The organism is Edaphobacter bradus, assembly GCF_025685645.1.
In the GTDB taxonomy this organism is placed as follows: Bacteria; Acidobacteriota; Terriglobia; order Terriglobales; family Acidobacteriaceae; genus Edaphobacter; species Edaphobacter bradus.
The window spans coordinates 60,832-76,022 of sequence record NZ_JAGSYF010000007.1; the positions used below are offsets into that span (position 1 = coordinate 60,832).

19 protein-coding genes are annotated in these 15,191 nt (G+C 54.0%); 16 read left to right on the top strand and 3 right to left on the bottom strand.

All coding sequences use genetic code 11. The features are described 5' to 3' along the window. Positions 1–22: 22 nt before the first annotated feature. Entirely contained in the window at positions 23–784 is a 762-nt protein-coding gene (locus tag OHL16_RS19360) for a c-type cytochrome (RefSeq protein WP_263368853.1), read from the top strand. A 213-nt stretch (positions 785–997) separates the two neighbouring features. Here OHL16_RS19360 and OHL16_RS19365 read toward each other — a convergent pair whose 3' ends face one another. After that, positions 998–1,297, bottom strand: a complete 300-nt coding sequence (locus OHL16_RS19365) for a hypothetical protein (protein WP_263368854.1) — start codon at positions 1,295–1,297, stop codon at positions 998–1,000. Positions 1,298–1,569: 272 nt separating this feature from the next. Continuing rightward, positions 1,570–3,057: a MocR-like pyridoxine biosynthesis transcription factor PdxR gene (gene pdxR, locus OHL16_RS19370; RefSeq protein ID WP_263368855.1), complete on the bottom strand. Its 1,488-nt coding sequence runs from the start codon at positions 3,055–3,057 to the stop codon at positions 1,570–1,572. A 91-nt stretch (positions 3,058–3,148) separates the two neighbouring features. Between pdxR and OHL16_RS19375 the strand changes: the two genes are divergently transcribed. The 10 genes from OHL16_RS19375 (at position 3,149) to msrA (ending at position 9,969) form a co-directional block, all read left to right on the top strand. Then, entirely contained in the window at positions 3,149–3,607 is a 459-nt protein-coding gene (locus OHL16_RS19375) for a carboxymuconolactone decarboxylase family protein (RefSeq protein WP_263368896.1), read from the top strand. Positions 3,608–3,654: 47 nt separating this feature from the next. Continuing rightward, positions 3,655–4,041, top strand: coding sequence for a cupin domain-containing protein (locus OHL16_RS19380; RefSeq protein ID WP_263368856.1), 387 nt, complete (start codon positions 3,655–3,657; stop codon positions 4,039–4,041). Positions 4,042–4,115: 74 nt separating this feature from the next. Further along, entirely contained in the window at positions 4,116–4,586 is a 471-nt protein-coding gene (locus OHL16_RS19385) for a DoxX protein (RefSeq protein ID WP_263368857.1), read from the top strand. A gap of 204 nt (positions 4,587–4,790) precedes the next feature. Beyond that, complete coding sequence (locus OHL16_RS19390; protein WP_263368858.1) at positions 4,791–5,423, top strand: response regulator; 633 nt, start codon at positions 4,791–4,793, stop codon at positions 5,421–5,423. 144 nt (positions 5,424–5,567) lie between these two features. Continuing rightward, on the top strand, positions 5,568–5,927 hold the full coding sequence (locus OHL16_RS19395; RefSeq protein WP_263368859.1) for a cupin domain-containing protein: 360 nt from the start codon (positions 5,568–5,570) through the stop codon (positions 5,925–5,927). A gap of 236 nt (positions 5,928–6,163) precedes the next feature. Beyond that, entirely contained in the window at positions 6,164–6,433 is a 270-nt protein-coding gene (locus OHL16_RS19400) for a GNAT family N-acetyltransferase (RefSeq protein ID WP_263368860.1), read from the top strand. A gap of 200 nt (positions 6,434–6,633) precedes the next feature. Further along, on the top strand, positions 6,634–7,188 hold the full coding sequence (locus OHL16_RS19405) for a carboxymuconolactone decarboxylase family protein (RefSeq protein WP_263368861.1): 555 nt from the start codon (positions 6,634–6,636) through the stop codon (positions 7,186–7,188). An 857-nt stretch (positions 7,189–8,045) separates the two neighbouring features. After that, positions 8,046–8,816, top strand: a complete 771-nt coding sequence (locus tag OHL16_RS19410; protein ID WP_263368862.1) for an SDR family NAD(P)-dependent oxidoreductase — start codon at positions 8,046–8,048, stop codon at positions 8,814–8,816. A gap of 171 nt (positions 8,817–8,987) precedes the next feature. Next, a complete protein-coding gene (msrB, locus tag OHL16_RS19415; RefSeq protein ID WP_263368863.1) occupies positions 8,988–9,446 on the top strand; it encodes a peptide-methionine (R)-S-oxide reductase MsrB in 459 nt (152 codons plus the stop codon). A 1-nt stretch (position 9,447) separates the two neighbouring features. After that, positions 9,448–9,969 (top strand): peptide-methionine (S)-S-oxide reductase MsrA, encoded by a 522-nt coding sequence (msrA, locus tag OHL16_RS19420; protein ID WP_263368864.1) that lies wholly within the window; start codon positions 9,448–9,450, stop codon positions 9,967–9,969. On the opposite strand, the gene OHL16_RS20440 is transcribed toward msrA, so the two are convergent. Beyond that, the gene (locus OHL16_RS20440; RefSeq protein ID WP_396127234.1) at positions 9,938–10,234 is read right to left on the bottom strand and encodes a class I SAM-dependent methyltransferase; all 297 of its coding nucleotides are present in this window, start codon (positions 10,232–10,234) and stop codon (positions 9,938–9,940) included. The genes msrA and OHL16_RS20440 overlap by 32 nt on opposite strands. A 126-nt stretch (positions 10,235–10,360) precedes the next feature. On the opposite strand from OHL16_RS20440, the gene OHL16_RS19425 reads away from it, so the two are divergent. The 5 genes from OHL16_RS19425 (at position 10,361) to OHL16_RS19440 (ending at position 15,189) form a co-directional block, all read left to right on the top strand. After that, on the top strand, positions 10,361–12,235 hold the full coding sequence (locus OHL16_RS19425; protein WP_263368865.1) for a glycoside hydrolase family 15 protein: 1,875 nt from the start codon (positions 10,361–10,363) through the stop codon (positions 12,233–12,235). A gap of 403 nt (positions 12,236–12,638) precedes the next feature. Beyond that, positions 12,639–12,920, top strand: a complete 282-nt coding sequence (locus tag OHL16_RS19430) for a carbohydrate kinase family protein (protein ID WP_263368866.1) — start codon at positions 12,639–12,641, stop codon at positions 12,918–12,920. Then, positions 12,883–13,131 (top strand): PfkB family carbohydrate kinase, encoded by a 249-nt coding sequence (locus tag OHL16_RS20445; protein ID WP_396127232.1) that lies wholly within the window; start codon positions 12,883–12,885, stop codon positions 13,129–13,131. Before OHL16_RS19430 ends, OHL16_RS20445 begins: the two co-directional genes overlap by 38 nt. Positions 13,132–13,141: 10 nt before the next feature. Continuing rightward, positions 13,142–14,227, top strand: a complete 1,086-nt coding sequence (locus tag OHL16_RS19435; RefSeq protein ID WP_263368867.1) for an SIS domain-containing protein — start codon at positions 13,142–13,144, stop codon at positions 14,225–14,227. Further along, on the top strand, positions 14,224–15,189 hold the full coding sequence (locus OHL16_RS19440; RefSeq protein WP_263368868.1) for a DMT family transporter: 966 nt from the start codon (positions 14,224–14,226) through the stop codon (positions 15,187–15,189). The genes OHL16_RS19435 and OHL16_RS19440 overlap by 4 nt, the downstream gene beginning before the upstream one ends. The last annotated feature ends 2 nt before the right edge of the window (positions 15,190–15,191 follow it).

The window sequence follows — 15,191 nt, forward strand, 5'->3', positions numbered from 1 at the left end:
GGCAAAACGGATGCGGAAATGGATGGCAAGTCCTGTGCTGGGTGTCGTAGGTGGCGCGCTGGTTCTTCTCACATCGGGTTGTCCCGCGAGCAAGAAGCCCTCGAAGCTCGAGACCACTCTGGCCAACATGGCCAAGGACGTGGTCATCCCGCTTGAGGCACAGAACGTGAAGAACCCTGCCTCGGCAACCGATGAGAATATTCAGGCGGGGCAACAAACCTATCTGCAACAATGCGCCCTGTGTCACGCTTCCGACGGACGCGCGGAGACGAAGCTCGGCCTCGCAATGTATCCGCCGGCCATGGATTTGAATTCACCCCACGTGCAGCGATGGAGCGACGCCGAGCTTTTCTGGATCATCCAGAACGGGGTCCGGCTCACGGGCATGCCCGCGTGGAAGACGATTGTGTCGGAGCAGGACAGCTGGAAGATGGTTAACTTCATTCACGCCCTACCCAAGCTGGCGCTCATTCAGGCGGCGCAGCAAAAGGAAGCGGTAGCCGCAAAGTCGCAAGCCCAACTGGTCGCGTATGGCCGCAAGCTCTATCGCCAGGAAGGATGCGTGGGATGTCATCAACTCGACGGAGAAGGCGGAACGGTTGGGCCCGACTTGACGGTAGAGGGCACGCGCGGGCGCAGCGACGAATGGCTTGTCGGCCACTTTAAGGACCCGAGCGCCTATACCCCCGGCTCGGTAATGCTTTCCTTCAAACAGCTCACGGACGAGCAACTCCGCGCACTTACCGTGTTCTTGCAAGGCGAGAAGGGGCCCGAACCGAAATGAACTACATGCGATTAGGTGGACTAGGCATAGAAGAAAGCCGCCGGAATGGCCGGCGGCTTATTAGCTTAGTTAGTTCACGGCATTCTCGCGGCCGAGCTCGATCGCCCGCCAAGCGGTTCTGTAGGTTCGATATCGCTTTGCGTTGGAGCGGGACAGACTTCAGGCTCAGGTGCGGGCATTGTCTCTCTGCTGAGTGACTCCCAACCGGGAAGCTCACGAGAACCAACGATCAGTCTCACCCCGTCCCGCAAGCGAATGTAGGTGCGCGCCAAGGAGGCGAAAACCGGAATGCGATTTCGGAAGCCAATGAGAAAAAATATGTGGACGCCCATCCATGTCAACCACGCAAGAAATCCGCTCCAGTTCGCTCGAATAAGCGCCGAACGCACGGAACCATCCGAAACTCGCCCGCATCGCACCTGGTTGTGAGTAGGCCTCGACGTACGTATCGAGCTCTTTCGAACCGATCGCCTGACGGTTGAAGGCGATAGCCCTTATGAAGGAGAAACGCATGGGTTTCCATACAAAGCAATGGGTCTCGAAGATGACGTGATAACGCCTGAGAACCTTGCTGTACGTCAGATTGAGTTACCCTAACTGCAGAACGGAGAAGCCCTTGTCCGCGTGAAGGTCATTATATTCATGCAATACACGTCCGCATCTGTCACGAAGTGAACCTGTTGATCTGCCGGCTGCCTCATGCAGAGTTTTGCTGAATTAGCGCTTCGCACAATACTTGGAGAAGATGAAAGGGCAATACATTTGGAGCGTCCGTTAGTACGGACTCATCGAGAGAGCACAGCTTCCAAAACCGACACGCCCCTCTTTATCTCACTCGCATTACACCCTGCGAAGCCCAGCGACAACGCGGGCTTCTGCTCGTACTTGATGACATATGAGGAGATTGGAGCTACTTCCAATCCCAGCTGTTCTGCCCGTCGTGTCAACTCCATTTCGGTGACACCTGTTTTGATCCAGGCCACGGTACGCATCCCAGATTGTGCGTTCTCCACATCGAGCAAACCGGAAAGACGCCGATTCGCCTCTTCTGTAAGTAGCTGCGAACGCTCCGAGTAGACCTGCCTCATCTTTCTAACGTGGTGGCCAAAGTGACCTTCGTTGATGAATTCCGTCAGCACGGCCTGATCTAGCGTCGGAGCATGGCGATCGATGAAGCTTCGTGTGATTCTAAATGCTTCGACTAACCGTTCCGGAACAACGATGAACCCAATGCGAAGAGCGTTGAAGAGCATCTTCGTAAATGTTCCAACATAAATGACCGATCCAGATCTATCGAGGCTGTGCAGTGACGCAATCGGCTTCCCGGAATAGCGATATTCCGCGTCGTATTCATCTTCGATAATCCATGCCCCCGCACGCGCGGCCCAGTAGAGAAGTTCGACTCGTCTCTCCGCTGACATGACAGTTCCAAGGGGAAACTGATTGGCTGGTGTTACATACACCACACGGGCGGCGGGAGATGACTTTATCGCTCTTGCAACATCTATACCGTCCCTATCAACTGGAATGGGAATCACACTCGCGCCAGCGCTCTGAAAGGCTTGAGAAGCTCCAGGGTACCCGGGATCTTCCATCCACACCTCGTCGCCGGGATCGAGAAGCACTCGCGCCAAGAGGTCCAACGCCTGCTGCGCGCCCGATGTCACGATGATCTGTTCAGCAGAACAACGTACTCCGCGGGATTGGCCCACATATTCCGCGATGGCTCTTCGCAGCGGTGGATAACCACCTGCATCACCTTGCCCATACAAAGAACGCGGTGCGTTGCGATAAACGCGCGCCGCAATCCGCGCCCACAGTTCGACTGGAAACAGGTCGATAGCCGGCTCGTAGCCCCGAAACGCCTTACCGATGGAATGCGAAGCTGGCACGAAAAATGTGGTCTTAAGAAGACTCTGCGTACGCTTTGCTATAGTCGCTCTGGAGATTACCTGCCGGGAAGATCTTTGTTTAGTCGGAGAGGTCATCTCCCACCCTGGCGCCGGTACGACAAATGTTCCAGCACTCACTTCGGACGAAACGAATCCCTCAGCCTGAAGTTGCTGGAATGCTGCCACGACTGTACCCCGGGCAAGGCCGTATTGTGCTGCCAGGTTTCTCGTGGACGGCAATCGTGCTCCAGATTTCAATCGGCCATCAATAATTGCGGAGCGCAGCTCAGTATAGAGCCAGCGCCACATCTCCTGGCCGCCCTTCCTTGGTTCTAAGACCAGGTCTTGAAATGTCTCTATCTTCGGCACTGTTTTAGGCACCTAGCATGGACTAGTCTTCCTGACGATTATGGACCATCCGGCTATGCCATTTCAATATAGCCTAACTGTGGAAGGAGAATACGTCGTGAAGATGAGATTGGATCCGGCGAAGGCTTCACCCGCTGCCTACCATGCGATGCTCGGATTGGAGAACTTCGTCAGGAAGTCATCGAAGCTTGAGGGATCTCTCCTGCAACTGGTCGAGATGAGAGCCTCCCAGATCAATGGGTGTGCTTTCTCCATTGATATGCATTCCAAGGACGCGCGTGTGAATGGTGAGACGGAGCAGCGTCTCTACGCCTTGTCTGCATGGCGAGGAACGAGCTTCTTTACCAACCGCGAACGCGCCGCTCTCGCATGGACCGAAGCGCTAACCCTTATCACGGAAGGCCGCGCACCGGATGAAGTCTATGCCGAAGTCCGGAAGGAGTTTGGCGAAGAAGATCTGGTCAACCTATCATTGGCGATCATCACGATCAACGGTTGGAATCGACTAGCGATAGGTTTCCGCAAGATCCCAGGTGAGTATCAGCCACGCAAGATCGGTTAAGCCGGTTATCCCAGCACATCACCGAAAGGACAGAACCGATGCATAACATGAAGAAGCTCATCATCTCTATATTTATCTTTACCTTCGGATTTGCCACGGCAACGCATGCCCAGCAAGTGAATACGCTCTTTACGAAACAGCTTCCGGAAGCACCGGGTAAAGAGATTGAAGTCATTACTGTCAATTACGCCCCAGGAGCCGTCGACGCGATCCACCGGCATGATGCACATGCGGTCGTATACGTTCTCGAAGGGGAAGTTGAGATGCAAGTTCGCGGAGGCACGCTTCAGCGGCTCGGCCCGGGACAGGTCTTTTACGAATCGCCAGAAGACGTTCACACCGTGAGCCGTAATGTGAGCAAGACCAAACCAGCGAAGTTCGTCGTATTTTTCATCAAGAATGAAGGAGCACCGATTCTCACTCCCGCTCCCTAGCTTCGGCGTCGTGGATCGCAGTTCGCCAGTAAAAACATCGTGCCTGAAGCAACATTGCTTACGTGGAGGTACGTATGAATTCAAAAACTTTGCAGTCCACCGAGACTTGGACAGAGATTGCGCGTTTGTTCGCACGGTTGGCATTGGGAGCTTCCTTTCTGTCCGCTGTGGCTGATCGTTTTGGCTTATGGGGACCCTACGGGGCAAAGAACGTATCCTGGGGAGATTTCGCTCATTTCGTGGAGTACACGGGCGCAGTGACGTCTCTCTTCCCCAGTTCATTGACGGTGTCGTTTGCATGGGCAGCTACCGTCGCGGAGACATTCTTTGGGATATTGCTCATGGCAGGCTTCAAAATACGAATGACCTCCGTCCTTTCCGGTCTTCTCCTTTTGTTATTTGCTATGGGCATGGTCACAGGTCTCGGCATCAAGGCGCCATTCGACTATTCGGTCTTCTCGGCGGCCGCTGCAGCATTCTTACTCGCGTTCTGGGAGCCTGACCGATTCACGTTGGACAAGCTTCTGAATCGATCACGAAACTGAGCGGGAGTAACACTAACTTCGATAGCGTGAACGCTCCGCGTAATAGAACAGCGAATTCAAGGAGCGAGAGCTCGATCTCCGGGAGAGCCGTTTGCTGTACATGATGTGACCAGATGCCGTCGCGAAGATGGTTCAGTGTGCGGTAGAGTCCTTTACCGTCATTCGATTGAGAAATATATAGCTTAGTTTGATTGGAGGTGCGATATGCCGCCACCGAAACCCGTAAAGATATTGTTGGTCGATGACAACCCGATTTTTCGCGAAGGGTTGAGTATGGTCATCCAGTCGGAGCCTGATTTGTTCCTTGTCGGTCAGGCGGAGAACGCGGAGGATGCTCTTTCTCAGTTTCGTCGCATCCGCCCAGACGTGACGATTATGGGTCAGAGACTTCCAGGCGCTAGCGGTACCGATGCGCTGATTGCCATTCGGAAGGAAAGCCCTCGAGCGATCGTGATGATGGTGAGTACTTCGAAACGAGATATGGAGGTACGCCGTGCGCTCAATGCGGGGGCTACCGCCTATGTTTTGAAGAACACCCCAAAAGCAGAGATGTTGCGCGTGATCCGTTGGGTCTCTGAGGGCCGTAGACACATCCCTTCCGAGGTAGCGCGCACGATCGCAGAACATCTAGGACAGGAAGAGCTTTCTCCACGGGAGATCTCAGTCCTGAGGCTGATCCGAGATGGCTATCGGAACAAACAGATCGGCCCATGCTTAGGAATTTCCGAAACGACGGTCAATTTCCACATCAGGAACATCGTCGAAAAGCTCCAGGCAAATGACCGGACCCACGCCGTGACCATCGGCTTTCGACGTGGCCTCTTGGAACTCGAATAGATAGCGGAACAACGCTCCTATAGAAAAATGCAGGCCTCCGGCTGTTCTGAAGGTCAGCCAATTTGTCCGATTTGATGATTAGCCTACAAGTATTCCGCGCTCTCGACCTTTTGGGAGTACGGGGGACAAAAAAAGGAGAATGTTATGAGTGTTACACAAACTGTCGAAGTCTCGAAGATCGAGGCTATACCGGCACCATTTCCAAAGACCAAAGGGAATGCCACCCTCAAAGTCTTAAATAGTGATCAGTCCTTGGGTCCAGCAGTGGCCCTACTGACAATGGAGCCAGGGAGCGAAGTTCCAAGACACCTACACGAGCGAACAACCGAAATGTCGTACGTCCTTGACGGTGACTTCATAAGCGAAGGCATCTCGTATCCGAAGGGCACGGTATTCAATATCAAGCCAAATACCATTCACGGTCCCCATACGACGAAGACAGGATGCACCGTCCTAGTCACGTTCAGCTATCCATCTGTCCTCGATGATTTTAAGTTGGCTTAACAGCTCGTCGAAGGAGTGGTATTTTCACGAACTCGTAATCAAATCGGGAGCCGTCTGCCGGAATCGCCAGGCGGCGCCCGCTCGACCGAGCGCCCCTATGGGGCCAGAAAACAGACTTTTCGACCCATTCCCAGGACGCTTCTCGCAAGAGAAGTACGTACGTTCGAAGAAAAGAGGACTATGTGATGACGATCGACGAAGTGGAAGCCTTAATCAAAACCAAGACTCGGAATAAGGTGAGAATACACCGACTCGAAGAACGCGTGGGAGACTCCGTCGCCTTTCTAAGCTACTCCATCGACGACAAAAAACAGATGACGATCTGGCACACCGAGGTCCCACCATCGCTGCAACACATGGGCATTGGAGGAAAGCTCGTAGAAGAGGCTGTCCAATTGGCCTCGCGTGATTCGTCTCGTCTCCGCATCGTGTGCCCGTTTGCGAAGGAACATCTAGCGCGTCATCCCGAGCTGAAGGAACGTTACGCGTTGCTGCTCAAGCCTTGATCGCGAACAACGAATCGTTGAGCGGCGGTCAGACCATGGCCCGGAGTGTAGCTAGCGACCTCTGAGTGATCGTTTATTCCCTTATGGATTCACCGGAGACGGGCTCGCAATGAAAGACGTGAGCGGACGAATCATAACAGAGCAAGACAGCAACCAATGGATTCGCACCCACTATAGAACGATTTGAAGGAACCACTCGTATGAACACAACAGAAGCCCCCCTTTTCACTCCGCTTTTGATGCATGACGCTCCTCTGGCATCGAGGACTTTGCTAGAACAGGCTCGTCGATACTTCGGATTCGTGCCCAACCTAATCGCAACCATGGCTCACTCGCCTTCAGCACTAAGGGTATACCTCAATGCTGTTCTCGATTTCCAGCACGGCACCCTCACTCCCGGAGAACAGCAAATTGTTCTCTTGGCCGCTAGCAAGGAAAATGCTTGCAGGTACTGCACAACCTCGCACAGCGCGCTCGCAAGGTTCTTTACTAACGTACCAGGCGATGCGATCGTCGCGATCGAGAATGACAGACCACTGTCCGATCCCAAACTAAATGCTTTGGTCGACCTCACAAGACAGTTGGTCTCGCAGCGTGGATTCGCTCCGAGGACGACGATTGACGCATTTGTCGCGGCAGGATACTGCAAAGACCAGCTGCTTGAAGTTCTCGTGGGCGTCGGACTCAAGACGATCAGCAATTATTTCGACCATGTCTCAGAGGTTGAGATTGACTCAGAGTTTTTGAGGAACTGATCGATCCGAGTGAGTACGCCCGCACCGTCTTGGCGGAATCATTGCCGGGCCGGCATTGAATGCCAATAATAATTTCGCTTGGGCTCGCGCCGGTGACGTTGAACCATTCATAGGCGACCTCCGCTTGCGAAGCGCCTGTCGCTTGTAAGAACGAGATCGAGGGCTGCCTTCTCTTCAGCTGATGTGGGCACCCTAATAACCCAAACGATCTATAAGCGGTAGAAGGACACGGTACAGCTCGATGAAAACAATGAAGCGTCCCGCATCAAGTGAACAGGTCACAAATTGAAGCATCTCACAGGGAGATATAGGGATGAAAGCATACTAACCCTTCTCGGGCGCTTGGCTTCGTGAGGAGAACCTAGAGAAGACTACAGCGTCGTTACTGTGGCTTTTGAGGATGGAGGGATTGCTTTTAAGCGCACAATCGCACATGTACTGGAGTTTGTTTTGTAGCCGCCAAACAAAGGCTTCCTTTACACCCAACCGGGACACCCGGTCCCACTCAAGAGCGCCGCCAAGAAAAGAAAGAAGAGGAATTACGATGAACAACTCATCAACGATGTTTCACAGCACCAAGACTCGAAGAATGGCACAAATTCACAGAATACGAAGCAAAAGGTATCGAACTACTGATTTCATTGCTGAGTTGGGGATACAGCATCTGGACAGAAATCAAAGATTTCACATTGCTCGGCGCTTCGATATGGAACCTGCTGATTCTCTGATCGCCGCCACATCACTGCCCAAATTTCTGCGCGATCGCGTGTAGAACACATTGTCGGTCGGCTTGCAGGACCTGGGTCTGGCAAGCGGTCTTCACTCCGCTAACGAATTACAACAACAGGAAGGATTTCATGCATTTCAAGGGAAAAGTAGCAATCGTTACTGGCGGCAGCTCTGGGATCGGGAAAGAGGCCGCTAAGCGTCTTGTCGCCCACGGCGCATCGGTCGTTCTTGGCGGACGAGATGAGAAAAAACTTCATGCCGCCGCCAAAGAGGTCTCGGAAGACCCCGGCGCGGTCCGCGTCCTCGCTGGAGATATCGGAAAGCCTGCAACCGGAGCTGCTCTCGTAGATCTCGCCGAGAAAGAGTTTGGAGGCTTGGATGTTCTCATAAACAATGCTGGGATCTTCAAGCCGATACCGTTCTCCGAGGTTACCGAAGAGCAGTATGATGGCTTCCTCAACACGATTCTGAAGGGCAAATTCTTCATGGCACAGGCAGCCGCGAAGGCGATGAAGAAGCGCGGTGGCGGCGCGATCGTTCAGACCGGTTCTCTATGGGCTCTTCAGGCCATCGGTGCAACCCCGTCCTCTGCCTATTCAGTAGCTAATGCAGGCGTTCATGCCCTCGTGCACAATCTGGCCCTCGAATTGGCAGCTGACAAGATCAGGGTCAACGCGGTTGCTCCGGCGGTGGTTGAGACCCCAATCTACTCTACGTTTCTCTCGAAGGACGAGGTGCCGAAAGTTCTTCCTACTTTCAATGCCTTCCACCCATTGGGGCGTATCGGGCAACCTGGGGATGTCGCCGGCGCAATCCTCTTCCTAGCGTCCGATGAGAGTGCGTGGATTACTGGTATCATCTTGCCGGTGGATGGCGGCGTAATGGCAGGCCGCAATTAGCAGCTAAGGAGGGATGGCGCAATCATCTCGATTGCCCCCATTCCTTTTTCAAGGCTCCGGAGACAGGTTACATCTGTTTAGTAAATCAGTTTGCTTGATGCGACCATCGATCTTCAGAGTCGTCTCGACGAAGGGCGAGAACGTCACAATTGGAAAGTCAGGAGATGAGATATGCCAGAATACCGCAAAAATCCAGACGCCATATCTAAGTTGTCCCCAGACGAATATCGGGTGACGCAGCGTGATGGCACTGAACGGCCATTCGAGAATGAGTATTGGGACAATAAGGAGCCTGGTATTTACGTCGACGTTGTGTCAGGAGAACCTTTATTTGCCTCCACGGATAAGTTCGAGAGTCATTCTGGATGGCCCAGCTTCACCAAACCCATCGACCCAGAGTATGTGGTGGAAAACCAGGACACCACTCATGGAATGAAGCGGACCGAGGTCCGATCCACACATGGCGATAGCCATCTTGGCCATGTTTTTGATGATGGTCCGCGCGCGATGGGCGGGCTGAGATATTGCATCAACTCGGCGTCTCTTCGGTTTATCCCACTCGATGAGTTCGAAAGCGAAGGTTACGGCCAATACACCAGGCTGTTCGAATCACAGGAAGGTGAGAAGTAATATGAGCAACTCTACGGAGAAAGCGATTCTCGCGGGCGGCTGTTTCTGGGGCATGCAAGATCTATTCCGTCGCTTCACAGGCGTTATCTCGACCCGTGTCGGTTATACAGGCGGCGAAGTGGCCAACGCCACTTACCGAAACCATGAGGGGCATGCGGAAGCCATCGAAATCATCTTTGACCCCGATAAGCAGACCTATCGCGAAATCCTTGAATTTTTCTTCCAGATTCACGATCCAACGACGCCCGACAGTCAGGGAAACGATTATGGCTCAAGCTATCGCTCAGCTATCTTCTACACCAGCGAAGCACAGAAACAAATCGCTGACAAAACGATCGCCGATATCGACGCCTCGGGAATCTGGCCAGGGAAGGTCGTAACTGAGGTTTCTCCTGCCGCCACGTTCTGGCAAGCAGAGCCGGAGCACCAGGACTATCTCGAACGTCATCCAAACGGATACACATGTCACTTTATCCGTCCGAAGTGGAAGCTCAACACTCTTCGTCCGACAGGATCACGTTGAGGAGGCTGAGTTCACGCCGGTCTTTGCCTATTAGCCGAACACCTGGGAGCCAAAGGAGGTCCACCCATGCGGGTGACAGAGCGCCGCCGAGATTTTCGCGGTCGAAGTTCATTGCCACGAGTTTGATGTTGTGTGGCCTCTGTCGAACACTCTGCGGAGTTGTTTCTGTTTTGGCTTCGATATTCTCGCGCCGATCGATCTCCAAAATGCATATGCCGGACAAGGCAGAAATCCGATGCGCAGTATCGAATCCAGCAGCAAAGATTCACAACAACCCAATCCCATCGCCTGTGAGTAAGTTGCACAACCCCGGGCATGAAATCCATAATGATCGTCCATGCCTTTTGCACGCCTTCTTGTTGCTCAAATCTGCTTCGGCCTCTTTACATGCTTGCCTGCCGCTGCCTCCCATCTGGTCACCGGCAACGGCTTTGGCTTCGCAGTGGTGTCGCCGGAGAACGCCACCGTATCCAAGTTCTACGCGCATCCCTACAGCTTTGTTCGACCGGATCCCAAGAACCCTCTCAGCGAAGGAGTCGAGGCCGCCAACTTCATCAAGGCCCTTGGCTGGAGTGGCGGAGTGACGCGCGGCGCTTCGGCAGAGTACGAGAATGATTCTCATGTTATTGACGCGCGCAGCAGCGAGGGCAGGGGCCTTGTCTTCATGCCCTTTGGCTTAAGGGAGGCTGCTCTCATTGTCAGTTGGGAGCCTGGTTCTGACAGGGCAAAGCAAGGCGGGCTGTACGTGGAGTGGAGCCGACCGGTCAGGTCTCAAAGAACCGTCAGGATGTTTGGCGCCGAAATGCAGTGGCTGAAGTTCGACGATATCGCAGAGTCCTTGTTACTCATTCCGCTGGGACCAAAGCAGATCAAACCGGCGCGAGGTGAGCAGTTTCCGAGCGGTAGTTTGGCGTGGGCTCTGATCTCCGTCGAGAGTGATGACGAACTGGCGCAGGCTGCGAACGATTTCAACACCTGGCAGGCCGGACTCGCGCCGCAGGCGTTGGCCAAACGCGAGATTGCGGAGCTGGAGCGCTGGCGAGCGAGGCCGGCTATTCATTTCGACGGTGAAGAAGAGCGGCACCTCTGGCGTCAGAGCGAAGTCATGCTCCGCATTGCGCAGAGCCGGGAACCCAACCGTCCCGGACGGAATAGCAACGGCCTGATTGTTGCCAGTTTGCCAGACGGGGTGTGGTTCACGCCGTGGGTGCGCGACATGGCTTATGCGGCTGTTGCGCTCGCGCGCATGGGCCACAGGGACGAGGCGCGTGCAGCGCTGCTGGCGTACTTCAACGCGCAACCAACAGGAAAGATGCGTGACGAGACAAGAGGCGCCGACTACCAGATCTCGGTGGTGCGTTATTTCGGCGATGGCTCCGAAGAACCATTCTTTACACAGGAAGGCAGCACCAATATTGAGTTTGACGATTGGGGCGAAGTGCTGTGGGTACTGGGCGAGTACCTGCGAAAGTACGAAGAGCCCGACTTGCTCAGCACGCCAACATATCGGGGACGCATGTATGAGAGCGCCAAGGATTATGTGGTGAAACCGTTGCTGGCAAATCTGGAGAAGTACGACGAAGGCTTGATCGTGGCGGCCGATACATCGATCTGGGAGGAACGCCAGAAAGACAAGAAGCATTTCGCTTTTTCGACAGCGATGGCGATCGTGGGACTGAGAGAATTCGCCGCAGTCGCGCAGCGCGCGGGTGACGAGGCGACTCGAGCCGAAGTCTTGCGCCAGGCGGCCCTGCTGGAGAAGGGGTTCAGCGCGGCCTTCGTCAGGGATGGGAAGCTGCGTGGAACGCTGGAAGAAGGAGTGAAGAACGATATTGACGGTGCCCTGCTGGCGATCATCAATTTCCGCGTCGTCACCGACCCTGCTGTCGTGCGGGATGCGGTGGAGAGGGTGGAACTTCTCAAGGTGGCTTCCGGCGGATATCGGCGCGTCCGCAGCACATACACAGATCCGGCCATCTTTGAGTATTGGTACGAGAGGCAGGAGTTCCTGTTTGTGGATCTCAGCATGGCCGAAGTGTATCGACGGCTAGGAAGGGATCCCGAGGCAGCCGCGATACTCAAACGCATTGTTGACAAGGCAGCCGCCGACCACAACGTCGTTCCCGAGATGTATGTTGCCGTGCCTTGCCGCCTGTTTCCCGGCGCGCTGGGCGATCCGACGGGAGCCCTGCCCATGGTCGGGTACGGCGCTGGGGCCTATATTCTGCATGTTTTGGATTGGAAACGGTTAGAGACCAATCACTGACTTTTGGTTGCCACTAATTCGGTTTCTAACCTATCCGCTCTTTTGGGTCAGCTGACAGACAAGTTCGTACAAGAGATCTCATTGCAAAGTCAGCTTCCGGTCTTTCCGCTCAGGTCGCAATGGACTCGCGCACCAAGAAGTCTGTTTCCAAACATCTGTTCTGAACCACGTTGTGTTCCAGCCGAAGCATTTTCCCAAAAAGCGAAGAATGAGGTCTCCCCCGGGCTTCGCGAGGCACGCTGATTGTAGCGGGCGGCGGCAGGGGCCTATTGACAAACCTATGCTACCAGTATGGTGGCGGTTTCGGAAAGCGGTTTCCTACCTACCCGGGTCCTGAACTGCTCATGTCTTGCCGACATTGGCATATTGCAGGATATTTCCTCATGCGTCATCTTCGACCTGCATGGATAAATTGGTTGGAACTCTGCCGCCGCTCCGGAGTTTCAACTTCCTTGGATACAATTGGGACCCAGCGGAGCGTTGGGAGGGGGTCTTGGAATTGCTTCCATTGGTGGATGTCTTTATTCCAAACGAAGCGGAGGCGCTGGCGATTTCAAAGCAGACCGATGTTTTTTCCGCTGCACGCGCATTGGCTCAATACGGATCGCTCGTGGTAGTAAAACGAGGCGAGAACGGGGCGCTGGCAGGTGAAGGGCGAGCACTTCTGGGAATTGCGCGCGTCTGAGTCACAGATCCGGCCCAACCATATTGTCGACCCAACCGGAGCGGGAGATAATTTCGACGCAGGGTTTCTGTGCACGTGGCTCCGAAGAGGGAAGATTGATGACTGCCTCACGCTAGCGCATAAATGCGCCGTATCCAGTCTTCGATATGCCGGCGGAGTCGCAGGTCAGATCTGCGATTCAGGTATCGCCTCGAATGAGAGTCTGGCCTAGAGATATGCGAATGACCCATTTCTTTGAAGACATTCAGAGAGAGCCAGGTGCATTGCGGAATATCCTGTCCTCTGCAATCGGCGAGAACAGAAATTTGTACATGCAGGCTGCTAATGTGCTGTCCCAGCATAATGCGTTATACATCGCGGGGATGGGTGCGAGCTGGCATGCTGGAATGGCTGTGGCTTCCTTCTTTCACGCTCGCAAACGCCCAGGTGTCCTCTTCGACGCTGCTGAATTGCTCTATCACGCTGACCTCGCTGAAAACTCCTGTGTTCTCCTTTTGTCCCGCAGTGGCAAGAGTAAAGAGGTTGTCGATCTGGCGCGCAACCTCCGCACACGGAATGTATCGATTGTATCGATCACCAATGATCCTCAGAGTCCGATGGCGCTCGAATCTGCTCGCGTCATTGATCTGCAATCTTCTTTTGACAGGAACGTATCTGTAACGATGTACTCCGGGATCGCTTTGGCAGGTTGTCTGCTTGCTGCACTATCATGCGGCGAAGAGATTGATCAGATTGCCGAGAAGCTGGACTGCTCTCTCGTAAATGCCCAACACTCCATTGCCGATTGGGTGCAGCAACTTGACGCGAGTGACTGGCTTGCTGTCGATACCCCTTATTATTTTCTTGCCCGGGGAGCAAGTGTAGCCAGTTGCAATGAAGCACGACTCTTGTGGGAGGAAGCCGCCAAGAGCACTGCCACTGCGCTCACGACGAGCGGTTTTCGCCACGGTCCTCAGGAGATGGTGAGAGAAGGATTACGCGTCGCAATGTGGCTAGACAAGGATCATCTTCAATACCACGACTTGAAGCTCGCGAGCGATCTGCGAACTCTGGGAGCAAAGGTGCTGTTGATTGGCGAACACATCGAGGAATCCCCCGCAAATCTTTTTCTGAGGCTCCCGGCCATTCCCTCTGAATGGCAGTTCATCATCGACATCATCCCGCTTCAGCTCGCCGCTGAACGTCTGGCAAGACTTGCGGGAAGAGACTGCGATTCCTTCCGTCTGTGTTCTTACATTGTCACAGATGAAGGTGGCCTATCTCTCCGTGAGCTTGAGGAGGAATCGGCCGCAGGTGGTACACGGTGAAGATTTCACGCTGGCTTCTTTTCGCTCTTGCAACTCCTATGCTCTGGGGAGTCTGGGGTGCTCTTACCGAGTATCCAGAGAAATGGATATCGCCTCCATTCCCCGCCACACTTGGATACGTGGTCTGGTCCATGACCATGATTCCGGTATCGCTCTTTGTTCTTTGGCGCAACAAATGGAAGGTGGATATTTCCCCTCGTACGATTCTTTATGGAAGCGCTGTTGGCTTCTCCGGTGCATCGGGCCAATTGCTCCTCTTTTGGGTTTTGACCAGGGGACCGGCGTACATTATTTTCCCGATCATCTGTCTTTCCCCTGCGGTTACGATTCTTCTGTCTGCGACCCTGCTCCAAGAGCGAGCACGGGGCATCGCTACCCTGGGCATCCTATTGTCCATGCCGGCAATTTTCCTGCTTGCATTGCAAGAACCTGACTCGAGTCCTGTCCATGGCCATCTTTGGCTGATTCTCTCGATTCTGATCTTTCTGCTCTGGGGAGTGCAGGCGTATTTCATGAAGTCTTCTGCGAATTCAATCTCCTCAGAAGATCTCTTTTTTTACATGACACTGACCGGGTTGATGCTCAGCCCCTTCGCACTCTGGATGACAGATTTCTCCGTTCCTATCAATTCGGGACTCAAGGGTGCGCCTCTGACTGCATTAATTCAGAGTCTGAACGCATGGGGATGCCTCCTCTTCGTTTATGCCATTCGCTTTGGCAAGGCAATTATTGTCGTCCCCACGGTGAATGGACTTTTCCCTGTTGTAACTATCATTCTGTCCCTCCTTCTGTATCATGCCTTGCCAACCCGCCTGAATCTTCTTGGCATTCTACTGGCACTGGCTGCAACTCTGCTAATGGCCTTCGATGAGGTGCACAACGAGGCGACCCTCGAGTCCGTGCGTATGGAGAGACTGGAGACCAAAGCAGAGATGGCAGAGGCCGACAGCATGAACTGTTGAAT